Origin of the sequence: Clostridium lentum (assembly GCF_014287815.1) — a bacterium.
In the GTDB taxonomy this organism is placed as follows: Bacteria; Bacillota; Clostridia; order Clostridiales; family Clostridiaceae; genus Clostridium; species Clostridium lentum.
This window is the reverse complement of the sequence record NZ_JACOOQ010000002.1, coordinates 109829-131353: the sequence shown is the minus strand read 5'-3', so window position 1 is coordinate 131353 and position 21525 is coordinate 109829. Positions and strand designations below refer to the sequence as shown.

The 21525-nt window shown below is 27.7% G+C and carries 23 protein-coding genes; 8 read left to right on the top strand and 15 right to left on the bottom strand.

Features of this window, described 5'->3' with window-relative positions; all coding sequences use genetic code 11:
• Positions 1–6 precede the first annotated feature (6 nt).
• A complete protein-coding gene (locus tag H8R92_RS02145; protein ID WP_302703154.1) occupies positions 7–195 on the bottom strand; it encodes a hypothetical protein in 189 nt (62 codons plus the stop codon).
• Between the two features lie 164 nt (positions 196–359).
• On the opposite strand from H8R92_RS02145, the gene H8R92_RS13420 reads away from it, so the two are divergent.
• Together H8R92_RS13420 and H8R92_RS13415 are read left to right on the top strand one after the other, a co-directional pair.
• The gene (locus H8R92_RS13420; protein WP_330606862.1) at positions 360–1007 is read left to right on the top strand and encodes a LacI family DNA-binding transcriptional regulator; all 648 of its coding nucleotides are present in this window, start codon (positions 360–362) and stop codon (positions 1005–1007) included.
• Between the two features lie 27 nt (positions 1008–1034).
• Positions 1035–1373 (top strand): substrate-binding domain-containing protein, encoded by a 339-nt coding sequence (locus H8R92_RS13415; RefSeq protein ID WP_330606861.1) that lies wholly within the window; start codon positions 1035–1037, stop codon positions 1371–1373.
• A gap of 54 nt (positions 1374–1427) precedes the next feature.
• On the opposite strand, the gene H8R92_RS02135 is transcribed toward H8R92_RS13415, so the two are convergent.
• From H8R92_RS02135 to H8R92_RS02115, 5 genes are all read right to left on the bottom strand, one after another.
• Positions 1428–2357, bottom strand: a complete 930-nt coding sequence (locus H8R92_RS02135) for a carbohydrate kinase family protein (RefSeq protein WP_022213055.1) — start codon at positions 2355–2357, stop codon at positions 1428–1430.
• 68 nt (positions 2358–2425) lie between these two features.
• Positions 2426–3892 carry a glycoside hydrolase family 32 protein gene (locus H8R92_RS02130; protein ID WP_022166815.1) on the bottom strand — a complete coding sequence of 489 codons (1467 nt, stop codon included), beginning with the start codon at positions 3890–3892 and terminating at the stop codon, positions 2426–2428.
• Between the two features lie 71 nt (positions 3893–3963).
• A complete protein-coding gene (locus H8R92_RS02125; protein WP_186834578.1) occupies positions 3964–5568 on the bottom strand; it encodes an extracellular solute-binding protein in 1605 nt (534 codons plus the stop codon).
• Positions 5569–5593: 25 nt separating this feature from the next.
• Complete coding sequence (locus tag H8R92_RS02120; protein WP_022166817.1) at positions 5594–6490, bottom strand: carbohydrate ABC transporter permease; 897 nt, start codon at positions 6488–6490, stop codon at positions 5594–5596.
• Positions 6491–6499: 9 nt separating this feature from the next.
• Positions 6500–7378 (bottom strand): ABC transporter permease, encoded by an 879-nt coding sequence (locus H8R92_RS02115; RefSeq protein ID WP_186834621.1) that lies wholly within the window; start codon positions 7376–7378, stop codon positions 6500–6502.
• Between the two features lie 416 nt (positions 7379–7794).
• On the opposite strand from H8R92_RS02115, the gene H8R92_RS02110 reads away from it, so the two are divergent.
• Complete coding sequence (locus H8R92_RS02110; RefSeq protein WP_186834577.1) at positions 7795–8841, top strand: LacI family DNA-binding transcriptional regulator; 1047 nt, start codon at positions 7795–7797, stop codon at positions 8839–8841.
• Positions 8842–9100: 259 nt separating this feature from the next.
• Here H8R92_RS02110 and H8R92_RS02105 read toward each other — a convergent pair whose 3' ends face one another.
• A complete protein-coding gene (locus tag H8R92_RS02105) occupies positions 9101–9403 on the bottom strand; it encodes an HNH endonuclease (protein WP_186834576.1) in 303 nt (100 codons plus the stop codon).
• Positions 9404–9499: 96 nt separating this feature from the next.
• Entirely contained in the window at positions 9500–10408 is a 909-nt protein-coding gene (locus H8R92_RS02100; RefSeq protein ID WP_022213060.1) for a patatin-like phospholipase family protein, read from the bottom strand.
• A gap of 303 nt (positions 10409–10711) precedes the next feature.
• On the opposite strand from H8R92_RS02100, the gene H8R92_RS13290 reads away from it, so the two are divergent.
• Both H8R92_RS13290 and H8R92_RS02095 read left to right on the top strand, forming a co-directional pair.
• Positions 10712–10843 (top strand): hypothetical protein, encoded by a 132-nt coding sequence (locus H8R92_RS13290; protein WP_279287093.1) that lies wholly within the window; start codon positions 10712–10714, stop codon positions 10841–10843.
• A 185-nt stretch (positions 10844–11028) separates the two neighbouring features.
• Positions 11029–11880, top strand: a complete 852-nt coding sequence (locus H8R92_RS02095) for a metallophosphoesterase family protein (RefSeq protein WP_186834575.1) — start codon at positions 11029–11031, stop codon at positions 11878–11880.
• Between the two features lie 98 nt (positions 11881–11978).
• On the opposite strand, the gene H8R92_RS02090 is transcribed toward H8R92_RS02095, so the two are convergent.
• A complete protein-coding gene (locus H8R92_RS02090; RefSeq protein ID WP_022213062.1) occupies positions 11979–12842 on the bottom strand; it encodes a DegV family protein in 864 nt (287 codons plus the stop codon).
• A 256-nt stretch (positions 12843–13098) separates the two neighbouring features.
• Here H8R92_RS02090 and H8R92_RS02085 point away from each other — a divergent pair, with 256 nt between their 5' ends.
• On the top strand, positions 13099–14010 hold the full coding sequence (locus H8R92_RS02085; protein WP_186834574.1) for a patatin-like phospholipase family protein: 912 nt from the start codon (positions 13099–13101) through the stop codon (positions 14008–14010).
• A 112-nt stretch (positions 14011–14122) separates the two neighbouring features.
• Here the strand turns inward: H8R92_RS02085 and deoC are convergent, their stop codons facing one another.
• Positions 14123–14788 (bottom strand): deoxyribose-phosphate aldolase, encoded by a 666-nt coding sequence (gene deoC, locus H8R92_RS02080; RefSeq protein ID WP_186834573.1) that lies wholly within the window; start codon positions 14786–14788, stop codon positions 14123–14125.
• Between the two features lie 224 nt (positions 14789–15012).
• Between deoC and H8R92_RS02075 the strand changes: the two genes are divergently transcribed.
• Positions 15013–15531: a ferritin-like domain-containing protein gene (locus H8R92_RS02075; protein WP_022213065.1), complete on the top strand. Its 519-nt coding sequence runs from the start codon at positions 15013–15015 to the stop codon at positions 15529–15531.
• Between the two features lie 45 nt (positions 15532–15576).
• Here the strand turns inward: H8R92_RS02075 and H8R92_RS02070 are convergent, their stop codons facing one another.
• The 3 genes from H8R92_RS02070 to H8R92_RS02060 all read right to left on the bottom strand — a co-directional run bounded on the left by H8R92_RS02070 (position 15577) and on the right by H8R92_RS02060 (position 18003).
• Positions 15577–16062: a hypothetical protein gene (locus tag H8R92_RS02070; RefSeq protein ID WP_186834572.1), complete on the bottom strand. Its 486-nt coding sequence runs from the start codon at positions 16060–16062 to the stop codon at positions 15577–15579.
• 23 nt (positions 16063–16085) lie between these two features.
• Positions 16086–16607, bottom strand: a complete 522-nt coding sequence (locus H8R92_RS02065) for a hypothetical protein (RefSeq protein ID WP_186834571.1) — start codon at positions 16605–16607, stop codon at positions 16086–16088.
• Positions 16608–16746: 139 nt separating this feature from the next.
• Positions 16747–18003, bottom strand: a complete 1257-nt coding sequence (locus tag H8R92_RS02060; RefSeq protein WP_186834570.1) for a sn-glycerol-1-phosphate dehydrogenase — start codon at positions 18001–18003, stop codon at positions 16747–16749.
• Between the two features lie 248 nt (positions 18004–18251).
• Between H8R92_RS02060 and H8R92_RS02055 the strand changes: the two genes are divergently transcribed.
• The gene (locus H8R92_RS02055) at positions 18252–19145 is read left to right on the top strand and encodes a LysR family transcriptional regulator (protein ID WP_186834569.1); all 894 of its coding nucleotides are present in this window, start codon (positions 18252–18254) and stop codon (positions 19143–19145) included.
• A 37-nt stretch (positions 19146–19182) separates the two neighbouring features.
• On the opposite strand, the gene cls is transcribed toward H8R92_RS02055, so the two are convergent.
• Together cls and H8R92_RS02045 are read right to left on the bottom strand one after the other, a co-directional pair.
• A complete protein-coding gene (cls, locus tag H8R92_RS02050; RefSeq protein ID WP_186834568.1) occupies positions 19183–20610 on the bottom strand; it encodes a cardiolipin synthase in 1428 nt (475 codons plus the stop codon).
• Between the two features lie 260 nt (positions 20611–20870).
• Positions 20871–21485, bottom strand: a complete 615-nt coding sequence (locus tag H8R92_RS02045) for a superoxide dismutase (protein WP_022213080.1) — start codon at positions 21483–21485, stop codon at positions 20871–20873.
• Between the last annotated feature and the right edge of the window lie 40 nt (positions 21486–21525).

The window sequence follows — 21525 nt, the reverse complement described above, 5'->3', positions numbered from 1 at the left end:
AATCAGTTATATAATTATTTTCTTATCTTCTAAATTATTAAATGTATATCCATCTTCAGAAAATATTTTTACTTGTGATGACTCAAAAGACTCATTATCATATGGGAAATATTGATAAAACAAATGATATTCTCCCTTATAATAAATAAATCCATTTGGATCATTAATCCAATTTCTCGGTGCTGTTAAATGTATCTTAGGTCTCCCTATATAATTCCCTCCTAGTTTTAGTAATCGGTAACATAACCGGTTATTTTAAGGTAATATTATCATGTTATCGATTACATGTCAATGTTCTATAAGCATTTTATTTTCATTTGAAATCCTTTTTTGATATAATATACTTAGGTGATGTGCATATGAAGAAAAAAATTACATTTAACGATATAGCAAAAAAAACAAACTTTTCTAAAACAACTATCTCTAGATATTTCAATAATCCTGATTCTTTAACTGAAGAATCTAAGAAAAAAATTGAAAATGCTTTAGTTGAATTAGACTACAAAGAAAATAAAGTTGCTAGAAGTTTAGCTAATGGTAAAACAGAAATGATTGGTATTATTATTCCTGATTTATTTTTACATTACTATTCTCAAATTTTAGATTCTCTTATTAATACTTATCCAAAATACAAGTATAAATTTTTAGTATTTGTTGGAAATAACAATAGAGATGAAGAAATGAATTATATAAACGAATTATTAGCTTATCAAATCGAAGGATTAATTATACTAAGCCATTCTATAGATTCTAAAACCCTAAGTGAATTAAATATTCCTATAGTCTCTATTGAAAGAGAAGACAAGTATATTTCAAGTGTTAATAGTGATAATTATTATGGCTCTTTGCAAGCAACTAATTTACTAATTAACAATAATTGTGATATGTTAATTCATATAAACGTAGATGTAAAGAAAGACACTCCTTCTTATAAACGTATTGAAGCGTTTAAAACTGCTTGTGAGACTAATAACATTAATTATAAATGTTATCTTTCTAAAATATGAAGTACATTTGATACAGCTTATCATAATATTTATAATATATATGAAGACATTGAAAAAAAATATCCTAATGGAAAAAAAGGTATATTTTTAAGCAATGACACTCATGCCAATATTTTATTGAATATTTTAATAAAAAATAAAAAAAATATACCTGATGAATATGAAATAATAGGATTTGATAATTCACCAATTTCTATGGAGTCTATCCTTCCAATTACCACTGTTAAGCAAGATATTGTTAAAATTGCTGAGGACTCAATGAAATTAATTCTTAGACAAATTAATGCTAAAAATAAAAATATGCCTATAACTATTGAACATATTAATATAGACACTGAATTAATTCAAAGAGAGACAACTTCTTAATATTTATACGTATAAAAAATACTGAGATTTAGTTAACTAAATCTCAGTATTTCCTTATTTATACTTTTCAACTTCTTCCCAAGTAGGTATTGATTCAAGTGCACCTATTTTAGTTGTGGTTATTCCTCCTACTAAATTAGCTAGTTTAACAATTTCAACAATATCTTTATCTGGTTTATTTATAATCTGAGCAATGACAGCTCCCATAAAAGCATCTCCTGCTCCTGTAGCATCTATCATTACCATTTCTTTTGTTGGCACTAATACTTGTGTTTTCTTCGTTGTTACTAAAGAGCCTTTTTTACCTAATGTTATAATCAAATTTTCACAACCTAATTTTACAATATACTGGGCAGCTTCTTTAACTTCATTTTTACCACTAATTAACAATGCTTCTTCCTCACTTAGTTTTACAATAAAACTATCCTTTATAAAATCAACAGAGCATTTAATAAATTCTTCTTTTTTATCAGCAAATAAATTTTCTCTATAATTAGCATCAAATGTTATTAACTTGTTATTTTCAACTGCATACTCTTTTAATTTATAATATGTTTTTTTCAATTCTCCTTCAAGAAATGCTGTGGCACTTCCAAAATGAAATAAATCAAAACACTCTAATTTATCCTTAAACATATCAATTGATAAAAGTGAATCAGCATCCCTTGCAAATTCAAAATCTCTCTCTCCATCTTCCATTAACGAAACAAATGCTAATGTAGTACTATGATTTTCTAGCTTAAACAATAAACTTGTATTAATATTATTAGCTTTTAAAGTAGTTTCTATAAATGCTCCAAAAGCATCCTTTCCTACAGTTCCTGCAAAATAAGCTTCTGCTCCTAATTTAGATATAGCTGATGCTACATTTGCTGGAGCCCCACCAGCTTTTTTTACAAATCCATTTGTATTCTCTAATGATTTACCTACATCTGTTGATACAAAATCTATTAACGCCTCTCCAGGACAAATTACTTTTTTCATAATAGTTTAATCTCCATTTCCTAGTACTCTATTTTATAACTTTAAATATTTTGATTAATTTTTATAATTTATATGTCGATTTTATGTTTTTCAATGCTAAGTATTGATTTTCCTTTTGATGAAAGTGTTATATCTTGTGCATCCAATGGTGTATAAAATGTTGAAGTCATTACTTGTTCTCCATCATTTGCAAATATTTCAGCAGAATATTTATCTAAAACTAATCTCATTCTTAACTTACCATCATTATCTTTAACCTTCATCTCTCTTTTATGAAGAATATCTCCATATTTTCCTGAATAACTTCTATCAAACTCTATTGTATTTCTTTTTGAATAATATCTTATTATCGTTTCATACTCATTATTTTTTGCAAATTTGATTTCAAATTCTTCAGCTTTTGAAGCGTCGATATCTAAAGTCATATCAAGTACTCTTCCGTTAATTCCTTCTAGCGAAACTTCTTTATCTATAGTTATTTTTTCATATTTTACTGTATCACCATAGTAATTTTCAATTTCCTTAATTGGCGTTTGAATTACATTATTATCTTTTATTCTAATTTCTCTTGGTATTGTCATCATTCCACACCATTTAAACTCATTAGGAATAATTCTATTTTCCCAAGAATGCATCCATCCAATCATTATACGTCTACCATCTTTATCTTCAAATGTTTGAGGTGCATAAAAATCTAATCCAAAATCTATTACCTTTGTTTTTTCTCTATTAAATTTTTTATTTTCTTTATCATACTCTCCAATTAAAAATGCAGTATTATTCCCATTATGGAATCCATCTTTGGTAGCTCTAACCTCTTGTGGTGAAATTACAAGTACATTTTTTCCATCTATATTAAAGAAATCTGGACACTCCCACATACGACCTAATTTATTTTCACTCTTGTCTAAGATAGTAACTAACTCCCAAGTTTTTAAATTCTCTGACTTAAACATTAATATCTGTCCACTACCATCTTTACTTCTACTAGCAACAACTGAATAAAAATCTCCATCTTCTTTCCATATCTTAGGATCCCTAAAATCTTCAAAACTGCTTCCTTCTGGTAATAATTCATCAGTTATAACTGGATTACTATCTAGCTTAAAATAATTTTCTCCATCACCAATAGCTATACATTGAACTTGTCTTACATAATGCTCACCATTTTCATTTTTCTTATCAACTACTCCAGTATACATAAGTATATGTTTATTATTATCTTCTATAGCACTCCCTGAAAAACATCCATCTATATCATATTTACTATCTGGTGCCATAGCTACTGGTAGCTGTTGCCACTTTATCATATCTTTTGATTTACTATGCCCCCAATGCATTGGCCCCCACACTGTACCATATGGATTATATTGATAAAACAAATGATATTCTTCATTAAAAATTGAAAATCCATTTGGATCATTAATCCAACCAATTGGTGCTGATATATGAAAAGCTGGTCTTTCTTCGCTTTTTATACTCTCAATAAATCTATTCTCATAATCTCTTGCTTTCTCTAAAACTGAACTACTCATAATTACCCTAATCCACTCCTCTAATATTTTTCAGTAAACACAAGTGACAATCTGCCACTTGCGTATGTTTATTATTTAAAATATTCATCTAAATATTTTTGCTTTATTTCCAACATTTTTGATAGCCCTAATTTTTCCATCTCATCAAGATAAGAATCCCATTCCTTTTCTATGCCTCCATTTAAAATCCATTCAGCTTTTTTTCTTTCAGTATATTGTCGTACTGCTGTTTCATATTGAGTAAACAATTCTATATCTTCTTGAGTCATAAGTAATACAGGATAGTTATACTCTGCCTTCATATCTTTTACATAAGTTTCATGGAGTATATTTAACCTTTCTTGGGCATCATCTGGACATGTTGTATAATTTCCATAGTATTCATTAAGAACTGCTAAAGGACCACCTACATTTTGATTTACTCTAACTTCCCAAGGTGAAGTATCTCCTAAAGGTAAATGTGCTAATGAACCATCTTCTTTTAGTTCAAATACATTTTGATGTTCTTCATCTCCGTAAGTTCCCCAGTTATCTTGTACTGATTGTAATGGATCATATAATTCATCTATCCATTTTGCTGTTAATTCTAAATTCTTATTAGCAGTAGTTATTACACATCTTCCAATGTCTATACCTGCTCCATTTGATCTTGGTACATTAACGTTCCCATTTGGTCCTGCTAGTGCTGGTAATGCAATATAATCTTCTGGATTTGTAACTATATTTGCTGCATCCCAAGTAAAGAACATTCCATATCTTCCATTATTACCTTTAGATACATAAGTTGCCCAATCTTGTGTAAATGCTTCTGGATCTATAAGTCCTTCTTCTTGAAGTGAATGAAGCCAGCTTATACCTTCTTTATATCCCTCTTGTACAGTTGAATAAATAACCTTTTTATCATTTGTTACAAGAAAATGATCACTATTGTCCCCTTCTCCAAAAGCTCCTAATAATATTCCTGGATCTTGGTCTCCATTATTTATAATGAACGTCATAGGTATTACATCTGTTCTACCTTCTGGTTTCTTATCCCTAAAAGCTTTTAGCACTTCAACTAATTCATCAGTTGTAGTTGGTACTTCTAACCCTAATTCGTCTAGCCATTTTTTATTTATAAAAGGCATATCTCCTACAGCCTGTATAGCTTCTTTTCCAGTACCTAATTCCTCAATCCAAGGGAATGAATATATATGTCCATCAGGAGCTGTTATCATCTTTCTATACTCAGGATTTTCATTTAATATCTTGCTTAAATTAGGCATATATTCATCTATCAAATCTTCAACAGCAATAATTACGCCTTGTTTAGAGTAACGAAGTAAATCATAATTACTCATTCCAGCATTAAAAACTACATCAGGTAGTGTATCTTTTTTAGATAATGCTAAACTTTTTTTATCGCCATATTGATCATCTGGATAGCATGTCCAATCTACTTCTACATTAGTTTTTTCTTGTAATCTTTTAAATATAAGTCTATTATTAGGATTTTGTTCTGATACTGCTGGTGCACTTGTAAGCATAGTTAAAGTGGCAGTTTCCTCTAGTGGAAATGATACATCAGAATGTACAGTTACATTTTCCTCCTTCTTACTTCCACAAGCACTTAAAGATGTAGTTACTACAGTTAACATTACAATACTTAAAATTCTTTTTATCTTATTTTTTCTCATTTTACTCTCTCCCTTTTATATAATATCAGCCTTTTACTGAGCCCATCATTATACCTTTATCAAAATATTTTTGGAAAAATGGATACATAATTAACAATGGTAAACTTGAAATTACTATTGTTGAATACTTTAATAATTCGGCCATCTTAGACATTTCAGCCATATTTTGTATATCAGCTATCATTCCTGTAGATGGTGAATTTTGAATTAATATTGATCTTATTACTAGTTGTAGTGGCTGTAGCTTAGAATCATCTAAATAAATCATTGCATCAAAATATCCATTCCATTGAGCTACAAATTGGTATAACATCAATACTGCTATAATTGGTTTGCATACTGGTAACACTATTTTAAAGAAATGCTTTATTTCACTTGCTCCATCTATAGATGAAGCTTCTCTTAATTCTTTAGGTAGTGACTTAAAATATGTTTTTGCAAGCATTATATTCCATACATTTATGGCTCCTGGTAATAACATAGCCCATATAGTGTTTAAAAGATTTAATTTATCCATCAATAAATATGTTGGGATTAATCCTCCACCTAAAAACATAGTTATTACATATAAAGTGTTTATAAATGTCTTACCCACAAACTTATCTTTTGATAACGGATATGCTGCCATAAGTGTAACTGCAACTGAAATTACTGCATATGAAATTGAATAAAAAATAGAATTTAAAAATCCTCTTAAAATCATATCATCTTGCAGAACTCTCTTATATCCATCTAATGACCATTTGCTAAAATCGAATGTTATTCCTTCACTGCTTAGCACAGTAGGATCTGTAAATGAAGCAATAACTATATATGCAAGTGGAATTATAATAGCAAGTAGAAAAATTCCTAGCAATATATATCCACTATTTAAAATAATTTTATCTGACATTGAAAGATTTCTTTTTCTTTTCTTTACCATTTTACCCTCCTATAAGCCTACTTCTTCATCTTCGTTCATTTTCTTTATAGTTACATTCACCATAATAAGTAGTATTATATTTATTACTGAGTTAAATAATCCAACTGCTGTAGAGAAACTATAATCACCTAACTGTAACCCCATTCTGTAAGTATAAGTAGCTAATATATCAGATGTAGGCATATTTAAACTTGTTTGTAAAGCAAGTGCTTTTTCAAATCCTATACTCATTATTCCACCTACTGATAAAATAAATTGAATAATCATAATTGGCTTTATAGCTGGAATATCAACATTCCAAATCTGTTGAAAAATATTAGCTCCATCAATGACAGCAGCTTCTGTTAGTTCCTTACTTGAATTAGAAAGAGCTGCGGTGTAAATAATAGACGCCCAACCTGCCCCTTGCCAAATTCCACTGGCAATATATATAGTACGGAATGCTTCTGGCTTAGTCATAAAATTAATTGATGTTCCCAAAAATTGATTTACAGGTCCAACAGGAGATAAAAATAATATAATCATACCTGATATTACTATTACAGAAATAAAGTTTGGTGCATAAATTATTAATTGCACTATTTTCTTTATTCTTTCACTTTTTACCCTAGTTAAAAGTAAAGCTAAAATAATTGGTACTGGAAATCCCCATAACAATCCATAAACGCTTAATTTTAAAGTATTCATCAGTAAGGTCATAAAATCTGGTGAGGACATAAATCTTTGGAAATGTTTTAATCCAACCCACTCACTTCCTAGTATTCCACTGATAGGGTTATAGTCTTCAAAAGCAATTAGTATTCCACCTATAGGAATATACTTAAAAATTATTAACAACAGTAATGGAGGTAATGTAAAAAACAAATATAACTGGTAGTTTTTTTTCATATAATCTAATTTTTTATAAATACTTACTTTTAAATCTTGCTTTTTACTGCTGAAAAATTCTCCCTGTATTTTTTCATTTGTAACTAAAACATCACTTTTTATCTCTCTCAATATAATCTCATCCCTTCTTATAATTTTAGAAACAATTCCGCTTACCTTTATACCATTGCAAACATTTTCATTTCTCTATAAACTAATATTATCACCATTATTTTACAGCGTCAACTATTTTTGTTACATTTATTAATATTTTATTTTTACATTGTAAACTATATACTTTTTATATTGTAAACTATACTCTTTTACTTTTGTAACAATAATTATGTATTTATCTTTTATTTTTATAGTTAGTTTGCTATACTTATTATAAATATTTTAAAAATTTGTAAATTTATCAAAATGAGGAGTTATAAATAATGCAAAACAAGAAAATTACAGCACAAGATATAGCTGATAAATTAAATATATCAAGAAACACTGTTTCCAAAGCGCTAAATAATACTGGAAATATATCTGAAGATACTAAGATGAAAGTAATCCAAACTGCATTTGAGATGGGCTATAAGAATTTTTCTCAAGAAAATAAAAATATTACTTTTAAAAATAAAGAAATTGCACTTTTCACCACTAATATGCCAAACTCTTCACACTTTGGTTCTAAATTTTTATCTGGATTTGAAAAAAAGATAAGTAGTTTTGGGATAAAGTTATCAATATATATAATTAGAGAAGATGATTTACTCTCTAGAAAGCTACCAAGCAACTTTCAAACTGAATTAATAGATGCAATTATTTGCATAGAAATGTTTGATGCTAATTATAGCAACTTTATTTGTAAGCTAGGAATTCCTACACTGTTCATCGATTGCCCTACTACTAAAGAATGTCCTAATCTTAAATCAGATATTCTACTGATGGAAAATTATAATAGTGTTTATACTGTAACTAAAAACCTAATAAATAATGGTTGTAAAAATATAAGTTTCGTAGGTGATCCTAATCATTGCCAAAGCTTTTATGAACGTTGGCAAGGATACTGCTCAGCATTACTTGATTATAATATTCAACTTGATAAAAGCACATGTATATTAGATAATGATTCAAATCCATATTCAGATTCTTCATGGCTTAGAGATAATATTAAGAAACTAGATAAACTTCCTGATGCATTTATCTGTGCAAATGATTTTATTGCTGTATCATTGGTAAATGCTTTAAAATCAATTAATATTTCTATTCCTGAAGATACTTTAGTATGTGGGTTTGATGGTTCATTGGAGGCAAAAATTATAGTATCTCAACTTACTACTATTACTATTCCTAGTTATGATATGGGCAATTTAGCAGCTGAATTAATTATTTCACGTATCAAAGATAATTCTACGCCATTTAAAACTGTTCATGTAAAAACCTCAATAGACTATAGGGAGTCAACAGGTTTTAATATTATTAATACATTATAAAACTAGTTAACTTAACTAGTTTTATATTTTACCGGTTACGCAACCGGTTACTTTCTTTACTTTACCACTTACATATATCCCTTTCAAGACTTTTCTTATTTTAAGTATTAATAAATCATAATTTTTATCTATATTATGTTGTTTAGTTATTTTGAATCTCTTCCAAAAATATAATAGCTAAATATACCCATAAATAAGATATATTATCTTATTTATGGGTATATTAAACTAATTAAGTTGTAAGTATTTTATTTATTCTTTACCTCTTGCTTTTCTTTCTTACTTCCCTAGACTTTTTTATGGATAGCTTCTTTGATGGACATTGCTTTTTTACATACTTAAGATATTTTTCAATCTTATAATCACATTTAAGTTTTTCTAAAGTATTGAGTCTCATGGCAAGTTCCTTATTAGTATATAAGGCATGAATTTGTTTATGACAGTCTTCACATAGCAATGCAGTTTCCTTATCTCTTCCTCCCTCTTCCCTTGGAATAAGGTGATGTTCTGTAAGTTTAGGGACACCAGACCTTTTACATAATTCACAAACAAGTTCCTTCATTTCTTATCTCCATATTTCTATTCCTATATTTTATTAATATTTTTAACAAATTTATATAATATATTTATCAATTAATGTATTTCTATAAAAATCTATTTACCTAGATATAAATTTATCCACTATCTTTTTAGAATAATTATAAGCTTTATATAATCTAGGATTAGCTTTCTCCTCTTCTTTTTCTTTAATAAACTTTACCATTTCCACTATAGGCATAAGCTTGTTCATAGTATCATTATATCCTTCATTTATCCGTATTCTTTTAGCATCTGCATCTAAATTCAAAGTTCCATTTAAAGTATTTTCCACAAGTCTTTCAGGAGAAATTATTATTAATTTTGCCTCTGGATAAAGACTCCTATCTATTGTTACTTCCTTGGAAAGCAGTACAACAATTATTATGTCACATCCCTCATCATAAACTGGCTGTATAGGCGTATTATCCACCATACCACCATCAATATATTTATCTCCTAACACTTCTGTACTATCATAAATTAACGGAAGTGATGCCGATGCTAAAATCATTTTTCTTGCTTCATTTTCTTCATAATCATTTATTCTGAAATACTTAACAGAACACTCTGGAATCTTGGTACATGCAGCATAACATATTTTGTTATTTTCATTAACTTTATTACAATCAATGTACTTATTTAATACTTCAACAGCACCTTCATTACTTATTGAACCATGGTCTAACTTATCACTGAGTAATTTAATTACAAGCTGTGGATTTTTGCTTCCTAAATATAATCCTATTCCTCTTTTTATTAATTCCTTCTTACTTATTGGTACTAGCTTATCCATAGTAACTTCATCCCATAAATTTTCTGCTTTTTCCAAATCATCCATTGCAAATAAAGCTGCATTAAAAGCTCCGATAGATGTTCCTGAAAAAACTGATATATACTTATTTAAGTTAAGCTCTTTTAATGCTTTCCATACGCCAAGCTCATATGCTCCTTTTCCGCCTCCACCTGATAAAACTAATCCTATCTTCATCTTTTTTCACCTACTATTTTAAATGTACTTATTTTTATATTTTAATTATACTTTATTTGAAATTCTTATTCAAAATCCCTCTATACCTATGAATAAATAAATTAATCTATTTATTTCTAATTTATAGATAAACTTCTTTATCAATCACCTACTATTTATCCAATGTTTTACTTGCATCATAACCTAAATTTCTAAAATCAGAGTTTAGTAATTCTATTCACAAAAAATAAAAATATAATACTATACACTTTTAAAAATATGTTGAATATACTGTAGTATATAAATATTTAGGAGGTAATAATTATGTATAATAATAACAATTGTTGCTATAATCCTTGTCAATGCAATAATGGACGTTATGGAAATTATGGTTATGGAAATTGGGGATTTAATAATAACCTATACTGGCTTCCACTATTATTCTTATTCTTCTAATTTTTTATCAATTAGTTTTATTTGGCATATGAATTTTTCATATGCCATTTATATTTATGACAAATAAATTAAATACATCATATATTATTATTGAATTTAAATATTAACTTTGCATTATGTAAAAATAATTAAAACTATATAATAAATATCTGAAATATTTACTGCTTATTCTTGGAGAGATTTATATGAAATTTATTATTTTTGGTGATACTAAAGGAAAAGACAATGGTATAAATAAAAAGGTTTTAAACAACTTATTAAAATCATCTAAAAAATATGCTCCATCGCCTGATTTTATAGTAATTTGTGGTGATTCAATTGCTGGTTCAAAAGACACTAATATTTTAAAACTCCAACTTGAGGATTTTAACAGCACAATAAATAAACATTATCCAAACACTCAACTTTTACCTGTAATTGGTGATAACGAAGTTAATACAAACCCTACAGATAATCGCTTTGAAAAGATATTTGCCTCAATTTATGACAATATGATTCCTGAAAGTAATTATCTTAAGGAATATAATAAAACAATATATTTCTTAGACTTTTCTAATATACGAATTATTGTTCTAAACTCCTTTCACTATGGTGAAATTCAGAAAGTTAGTGAAAGAGTTCTTCATTGGCTAAAGGAAATAACAACTGATTGTAATAAGAAAAAGCTTCTTTTCATACATTCTCCACTATTTCCAACTGGAGCTCATTTAGGAGATTGCTTAGATTTATATGCAGCTGACCGTGATAATTTATTACTTACCATAGAAGAATGTAATATTGATGCTGTTTTTTGTGGTCATGAGCATAATTACTCTAGACGTCTTATAAATAAAACTAATAATTTGAAAGACCTATATCAAATTATAACAGGCGGTGGTGGTGAAAAACTTAGAGATAAATATAAAAGTAAAAAAGGTGTGATAGTGGCGCCTATTGCAGAATATCATTATTTAATTGCTGATTCATACGATGATTATATTAAAATTACATCCATAAATATTAAAGGTAAAATATTAGATCAATTTATCATAGAATAGTGTTAAACCCTACAAAATCATTTTAAGTGACTTTGTAGGGTTTAACACTATTTTAAGTATCTCAATTTGATACTATATGCAATTTATATCTATATTATTTAAACTAGAGAGTATTTTAAAGCATCATGCTTCTTAATATATTGTATTGAAATACATCCTGGTCCACCTTGAGTAGTAAAAGCTGGTCCTAATAACCCCACTTCAATATCAGCATCTGGTATAGCTGATAATATTATTTTCTTAACTTCTTCTGCTCCATCTTCATTAAATGCATGATAAATATACAGCTTATGTTCAGAATTTATACCATCCTCTGTCATCTGTTCTATTATCTTTTGAACAGCTTTTTTATAAGTTCGCTTTGTGGTAAACTTAACTAAGGATTTCTTATCATCAGACATTGTCATTACAGGAACTAGCTTTATTACACTTCCTATCTTACCAACTATTGAGGATATTCTTCCACCTCGCACTAAATAATCAAAATCATGTGGAATTAAATATGATTTAGATTCTTTTAATGCCTTATTAATTTCATCAACTATTTCTTTACATTGTCTTCCTTGTTCCACAAGTTCCATTGCTAAATCTACTAAATATTTTTGTGGACCACATAAAGTTTGTGAATTGATTACATGTATACGCTCTGGATTTTCAACCATTCCTCTAGCTACACAAGCTGAATTATATGTACCAGATAAACCATCAGCCATTGAAATATTTATTATTTCATCTTCTTTATACTGATTATATATATCAACAACATGTCCAATTGACGGTTGAGATGAAGTTGGCATATGTCCTTCATTTATTATCTTTATAAATTCTTCCGTTTCTATGTCTTCATATTCTCTATAATTTTTTCCATTTATATGTACTGTTAGTGAGGCAATTGTTATGTTCTTTTCTTGACCTTTTTTTTCTGAATAAAGTGATGATGAATCTGATATTATTCTAATCATGCTTATTTCCCCATTCCTCTATATTTTACTTAATTCATATAAAACCTAATAACGTAGTTTTTAAAACTACTTGTTTTAAGGTTATCATACCAAACATTTTTTGTCAATATTCTTCATCATATTCACTTCTTAAACAATAACTTTTAAATATAACATTATTGACTTATTATCATAAAGCTTTTTGTAGAATTAAAATTTCACAATATTAATTTATCTTGCTAAACTATTTATAGAACTATTTTTTTAGGTGATATTTATGAAAATTAATCTTGTATGTCAAGGAGGAGGAGTCCGTGGAATTGCCCATATAGGTGCTTTATGTGCTCTAGAAGATTATGGCTTTACATTCAATTGCTTTTCTGGAACTTCCGTAGGTGCCTTAGTAACTTCACTTATGGCCGTAGGTTACTCTGCTTACGAAGTAAAAAAAATCTTATTTGATATAGATTTTAATTTATATATTAATAAAACCATATTGGCATCTATCCCATTTATAGGAAGAAACCTAAGCATATTTAAATCTAAAGGCATCTTTTCTACCTCTGCCATTGAAGAATTGCTTACAGAGCTTTATAGTGCAAAGGGAAAAAAATATTTTAAAGATATTTCTAATAACAGCAATTTTTTAAGATTTATTGCTACTGATATAACACAAAAACAAATATTAATTCTTCCTGAAGATTTAAAAAAATATAATATTAATCCAATGAATTTTGAAATATCTAAAGCTGTAAAAATGAGTATAAGCCTACCTTTTATATTTATTCCTGAAAAACTAAAGACTCCTAAAGGTTCCTGCTACATAGTAGATGGCGGACTCATAAGTAATCTCCCTATCTGGCTTTTTAATAATACTACTACAAAGTACCCCACCCTTGCTTTGAAGCTTGTAAGTAATCAAGATAAAAATATAACTTATGCAGAAAAATGCCCTTTAAGTAAGTATTTAATGGATATTCTAGATGCCTGTATGACTACAAATGAATCTATTTACTTTAGTTCACTAAAGAATATCCACACCATAGATATTCCTACCTTTGATATTGCCGTAACAGATTTTTATATATCCTATCAAAATAAAGAAAGACTTTTTAATTCTGGTTATAGCACCATAACTAATTTTTTAAAAAAGAATAATATCTCATCTAATACAATTAATCTTAATTAAATAAGAAAAGATGCCTTCTTACTTAAAGAGAAGCATCTTTTCTTATTTATTTTTCTTTTTTCTATATATTCTGTATCCTGATGAATTAATTATCCATTTTCAATTAATTCTTTTAGTATCCTGTTACTTCTTCACCTTTAAGCATGTTAACAGCAGAACTTGTTCCTATTCTGTCACATCCTTCATTTATAAACATTTCTAAATCAGCTATAGTCTTAACGCCACCTGCTGCCTTCATCTTTACATTTGGTCCTATATGTTTCTTAAATAATCTTATATCTTCTATTGTTGCTCCTGCTGTACCAAAACCAGTTGATGTCTTGATATAATCAGCTCCAGCTTCTGTAACAGCTTTGCACATAGAGATCTTTTCTTCTTCAGTTAAATAACAAGTTTCTATAATAACCTTTAAAATTTTATCTCCACAAACTTCCTTTAAGTCAGCAATTTCTTTAGTTACTTTATCATAATCTCCATTTTTAACATCACTTATATTAATAACCATATCAATTTCATTAGCACCATCTTCAATTGCTTTTTTAGTTTCTAAAACTTTTGCTTCTGTTACTGAGTATCCTAGAGGGAAGCCTACTACTGTACAAATATTAATTTTATTGCCATATGTTTTATGAATACGTGAAATATAGCAAGCTGGAACACATACTGAGGCTGTTCCATACTCAATAGCTTCATCACATAATACTTTTATATCTTCCCAAGTAGCCACAGCCTTTAATAATGTATGATCTATATGTTTTAATATTTGTTTTCTTTCCATAATATTACCCCTTTTTTACATAATTTTAATTTTCCTATTTATTATAATAATCAACACTTGTAAATAAGTCAAACCTTGTTTATTGGAACTTTAAATATTTCTGAAATAACCATATAACCAGATTCTAGCAATACATTTACTAAAAATAAAACTTATTCTTGTATAGACATTATTAACACTCCTTAAACATATTATATATATAATTGTTTTTTAGGAGTTTTTTTATGGACAATAATCTTAACTTATGCAAGGCAAAGCTTCCTTATCCTCCAATAGTTGTTGCAAAGCCAAATAAGCATTATGCCGAAATAATCCAAGTTAACTTTGCTGGTGCTGTATCTGAATTTTCTGCCATATCTCAATATATAAATCATCACTTCAGAACAGAAAATCAATACCCTGAAATTTCAAAAACATTAGAACATATTGCAATAGTAGAAATGTATCATTTAGAAATATTAGGAAAGCTAATAATAAAACTAGGTGGAAACCCTGGCTACTGGATTAACAAAAAAGATAAAAAATTAAACTGGAGTCCTCATTTTATTAATTATGGCTTAAATGTAACCGAAATGATAAATTACGATATTAAAGATGAAAAGGTAGCTATTAAACAATATATTAGTACTCAGAAAAAAATAGATGATTCCAACATAATTTCAATTATTGATAGGATAATTCTAGATGAAGAAGTCCATATTCAAATTCTTACTGAATTATCAAAGAAATATTTGACACCATAAAAATAAAAGGAGCTAAGCTAGCTCCTTTTATAAATTATATTCAATTTATCCAGCACGTTCCATATTATTATAACCGGCAATATTCACAGTAATCCATATACCATACTTCCTTACATTTTCAAAAACAGTTTCCATATCATTGTAATCAGATCTTGTTAATTCTTTATTTAGAGCTACTTCTATAGACTCCTTTTCTGAATTTAACCAACTATCTATTTCATTTATCTTAACCGTTTCTAAAACCTTGTATAATTTACTAATTTCCCTCATAACAATTTTACTATATGAACTACTATAACTTTGAAGTTTAATAATACTTAATCCATCAGTTTTTAATCTCACTGAATCCTTCTCCATAACCTCTCTTAAAGAAATATGTAAATTGCTTATTGATTTTTCATTTGAAGCAATCATTTTTCTAGTTTCACTGTTTATCTCTTTAGTTTCTATATTAAATAATTCTGATTGATACAAAGCATATAAGCTTATGATTATTGATATACTACTAAATACAATAGTTAAAATCTCCATTTTATTCCCCCACTCATTAGTTTTTAACTTATTTCTATTTTTTCTTTTATATCTCTATATAAATCTACATTTAAACTTACCCATATTCCATACCTTTCTAATTGTTCTAAACTTATCTCAATATTTTTATAGTCCTCTCGGTTAATATCCTTTGACAATTTTAAAATAACTTTTTGTTCATCATTATCAAGCCACATATCTAAATCAGATATTGATTTTGATGCTAATATATTACTTAAATACATTATGCTATGTAATATATTAAATTTATTTTCTACATTGTAATTATTCATCTTTATTAATACCATTTCATTTTTTATAAATGTAACTTGTTCTTCTTTAGTCTCTAATTTTGTTTCTTCTTTATTTATTATTTCATCAAGTGTGCTATGTAAATTATTTATGGATTTCTCATTGCAATCAATCATTAGTTTTGTATCTTTATTTAATTCTCTTGATAACTTGTTAAAGTGTTCTGATTGATAAACAGCTATACAGCTTATCAAAATAGATAAAACCCCACAAAAAACCGCTATAATTACCATTATCTTCTCCTTAAACTTATTTTTCGTTATTTTACTTAATATTATATAATAGACCTAAATAATACACAATATTTTATTATAACTATATTAATTTATTGTAAATAAGAAATGCTATATTTCTACAGCATTTCTAATATTTTTAATATTCTAACATTTTTGAAATTCTCATAAGAGTAAGTCTATTTCTCACGTATGGTAATACTCTAATGCTATTTTGCTTTACATCATTAGACAACCCTATCTCTTCTAATGTTGTAACAGCTTTTGCTCTCTTTAATGTATTCTTTACAAAGTCTAAGGTAGGAAGTTTTTCTAATATTTCAGCAATACTTTCTAATCTATTTTGTAAGATAACTTTATTTACATTTAATAAAGGATCTGGTGTATTTTCTTTCATAATAGAATCATACATTTCTCTACTCTTAAATACTTCCTTTAGCATATCCTCTTCCAAACCATAATATTTTTTGACTCTACATCTACCATTTTCAATGGATTTTTTTATTTTCTTATATTCTTCCATTACCAATATTAAACCTACTGATACTTTTTCACCATGATATGCATCTAAATGTTTATTAATAACTTCCATTTCCCATAAGTGAGACATATGATGCTCTGCTCCTGAAGCTGGTCTTGAATTTCCTATTATCTGCATTGCAAGTCCTGATAAAATTAAAGCATACATCAATTGTTCATAAGCCTCCAACTTACCAAGAACTAAATCATCTACACATTCACAAAGTTTATTTACTGCATCTATTTCCATATTGCATACTTTATTACAAATATACTCCCCAATTACTATACTTGAAATTTTCCAGTCTACTAAAGCTGTATATTTTCCTATTAAATCCGATACCCCTGATGCAGTAAGCCTATATGGTGCTTCTTTAAATATATCTGTATCTGCTACTACATAAATAGGTGATACTGCAGTAAATGTTTTTTTATCCCCTTTCCAAGTCATAGCAGCTACTGTAGATACAAATCCATCTACACTCGCTGCTGTAGGAACAGATATAAAAGGAATATCTTTATTATATGCCACATATCTAGTTATATCATGAATAGTTCCTGAACCTAATGCTATTAAAACATCATTTTCTACCGATAAGCACTCATATACCTTTTGTACTGCTATTTCATTGGCATGAAGATTTTCAGACTTTAAATTTATAAACTTTCCTTTTGGAATAATTTCTTTAATTTCTTCCCCTGCTGCAGCATAAGTATTTTCATCACATATTATTGTTATGTTTTTAAATCCCTCTTTTTCCATAATCATTGAAAGCTTTTTAATAGCTTCACTTTCAATTATTATATCCTTCACCATAATTTTATGTTCCTTACCACATCCACAAAATCCTATAAACTTATTAATGTCTACTCTCATATATCCTCACCATCCATCTATAATATTCTATATGTAAAATTATACCATTTTTATATTGAAATAAGGATATATTAATTGAAAATAATACACAAGTAATAAAGAGTACTATTTCCTTAAATATTACTTGTATAGTATAATCTTCATATATTATATTCATAAGTAAAATAAATATTAAAAATAATTATCATTAATATTTTTAATAATAAACTTATATTTTACTTTCATTATTACTTTGAAGGGAGAATCTTATGCTAGAAGAATTAAAAACTTTCATTGCCGTAGTAGAACATAAAAATTTTACTAGAGCTGGTGAATACTTAAACTTATCACAACCAAGCGTTAGTACCCATATAAAAAACTTAGAAAGCTCCTTTGATGTTACATTAATAAATCGTTCTGTTAAACAAAAAAACATATGTATCACAGAAAATGGATATAAATTATATGAAAAAGCAAAAGAAATAATAAATTTACTTGATATTACATATATAGAAGTTAAAGATAATAATAACTCCTTAAAAGGTACTTTAAAGATAGGTACAAGTCTTACAATTGGAGAATATTTTCTTCCTAAGTTTATCTCAATTTTTTCAAAGAAATATCCAGACATAGATGTGGAAATTGTTATTGAAAACACTTCTTTAATATGTTCACATCTAAAAGACTTAACTCTTGATATTGGACTTATAGAAGGAACCCCTACCCTAGGAAGTTTTAATCAAGAATATTTCCTAAAGGACCAACTGGTTTTAGCCTTTAATCCTAGTAATAACCAACTGATTAACATCAAATCCTATGAAGAGCTAAATAATCACTTATGGATTGTAAGGGAAGATGGTTCCGGAAGCAGGGAATATTTCAATATGTTCTTGGAAAGCAATAAAATAATTCCTAATAAAATATTAGTTTTAGGTAGTAACTCTGCTATTAAGGAAGCTGTAAAAAATAATCTTGGCATCACTCTTACCTCAAGTTTAGTTACTGAAGCAGCCGTTGCAAATAGAGAAATTTGTATCAATACCTTTAATGATAAGTATTATAGATATTTCTCTTATATAACACCAAAAAACATTACCATGTCAAAAACAATTCAAGTCTTTATCGATGAACTAAATGATTTTTCAAAAAAAACTAGCTGCTAATAAAAAACATGGATTGCATTAATCCATGTTTTTTATTCTATAATATTGAAGAAAATAGCTTTGACAATCCTTCTTTAATTTTAGTTTTATTATTTCTTCCTTTATACATCTCTAAAGTAAGCTCATTACTTTTTGTAATATCTTTTTCAAATTGCTCTTTCTGCTTACACGCTATTTCACTAGAATATATGTATGCATTTATTTCAAAGTTTAATTCAAAACTTCTTGTATCCATGTTTGCTGTACCAATAGAGCAAATCTCATCATCTATAACAAGAGTTTTAGCATGTAAAAATGCATTTCTATCATAATGGTATATCTTTACTCCAAAATCTAAAAGATCACCTGCATAGAAAAGATTAGCCCAATAAACAAATGGATGATCTCCTTTTCCAGGAATCATTATTCTTACATCCACACCAGATAATGCAGCAAGCTTCAAAGCATCAGATATACTATTATCTATAATTAAATATGGCGATTGTATATAAATATAATTTCTTGCTTTTTGAATCATTTTTAAATAAGCAAGCTTAATTTCAAATCTATCACTAAGATTAGGGCCACTTGATAATATTTGAACCCCCTTATCACCTGCACTTTCTATACTATTTTCTGCAAATACCTCTTGTATATCTACTTCTTCTTTAGTAGCATATCTCCAATCAGCTAAAAATCTCGAATTTAAATCCTTAACAGCATCACCTTCTATTTTTACATGAGTATCTCTCCAGTAACCAAATTTCTCATCCTTACCTAAATATTCATCTCCAACGTTAAAACCTCCAACAAAGCCTACTTTATTGTCAATAACAACAATTTTACGATGATTTCTAAAATTCATATTTAAATTTACAATTTTTAGCCAAGATGGGAAAAATTCACCAGTTTTCCCCCCTAATGAAGTTAATTTTTTAAGTACTCTTCTATTCAACGTCCTGCTACCAACAGAATCATATAAAAGCCTTACTTCTACACCTTTTGAAGCTTTCTCTTCTAAAACTGATAGTATCTCGCTTCCTATTCCATCTGTTTTAAATATGTAAAATTCTATATTTATACTCTTTTCAGCTTTTCTTAAAGAATCTAGTAAAACACTGAAAAATTCTTTTCCATCGCTATACATCATCACTTGATTTTTTTCTCTATATGGCGAATATCCCATTCTCTCTATGGAGTTAATCATATCATAATTTTTATTGTCTTTTTCAAGATAACCTTCCTTCTGTGTCTTCCTCATATAATCTTTGAATAACTTTAATTCAATTTCTTTAATGCCAAACATATTAGCATTATTAATTTTTCTTCCCAATAATAAAAATGCAATAAATCCCACCAATGGAGCAATATAAATTACAAGCACCCATGCTATTATACTATTGGCTGATCTCTTTTCTTTGAAAATCATATAAAAAATAGCAAAGAAATTTATTATATCTATTATCATCCTTACTATTTGAAACATTGCTATCACCTCTTTTTTATTATGTCTATTTACCTTACTAATTAAGTATAACAAAAAAAAGAAAATATTAAAATGTATCTTTCAGTATACCTTAAGATAAGTATCTAATATATTCTTTGGATCATCTTCAACCATAAAAACCTTTTCCATATTTATCCTCAATTAAACATAGTCACATAGAAAACTATATATATTAAAAAGGAACCTTACGGCTCCTTTTACCATTACTTTATAAAGTTATAAATTCCTTATATACGCCTTTAGACTTTTCCATTATATAGTTCCTCTACCTTGGCCCAATTTATTATCTGCCATATGTTTTCTAAATATTTACCTCTTAAATTCTTATATTTTAAATAATAAGCATGTTCCCATACATCTATACATAAAATCGGTTTAAAACCACATATAAGTGGTGTATCTTGATTAAGTGTATTCATGACATGAAGCCTGCCATACTTTTCCTTCACAAGAAAGCTATATCCTGATCCAAATCTATTTAATGCATTTTCATTTATAAGTTCTCTTAACTGTTCAAAAGAACCGTACTGTTTTTTTATTCTATCCATTAGTTTTCCTTCTGGTTTCCTTTTAGGCTTAGGATATAAAATTGAAAAGTACAAATTATGATTATATACCCCTCCACCGTTGTTTATTACTTTTTCTCGTATTTCTTTAGGTATTTTTTTAGGATTCATTAATATATCCTCTAATGTTTTACCCTTTGTAAAATCCTCATATCCTTTAAGTACCTTATTCAAATTATCAACATAACCTTGTAAATGCTTAGTATAGTGAATTTCTACTGTTTCCTTATCTATATAAGGTTCCAATGCATTAAATAAATATGGAAGATATATTTTTTCGTATTTCATTATATTTCCTTTCAATATTAATTACTACACTACTATATAT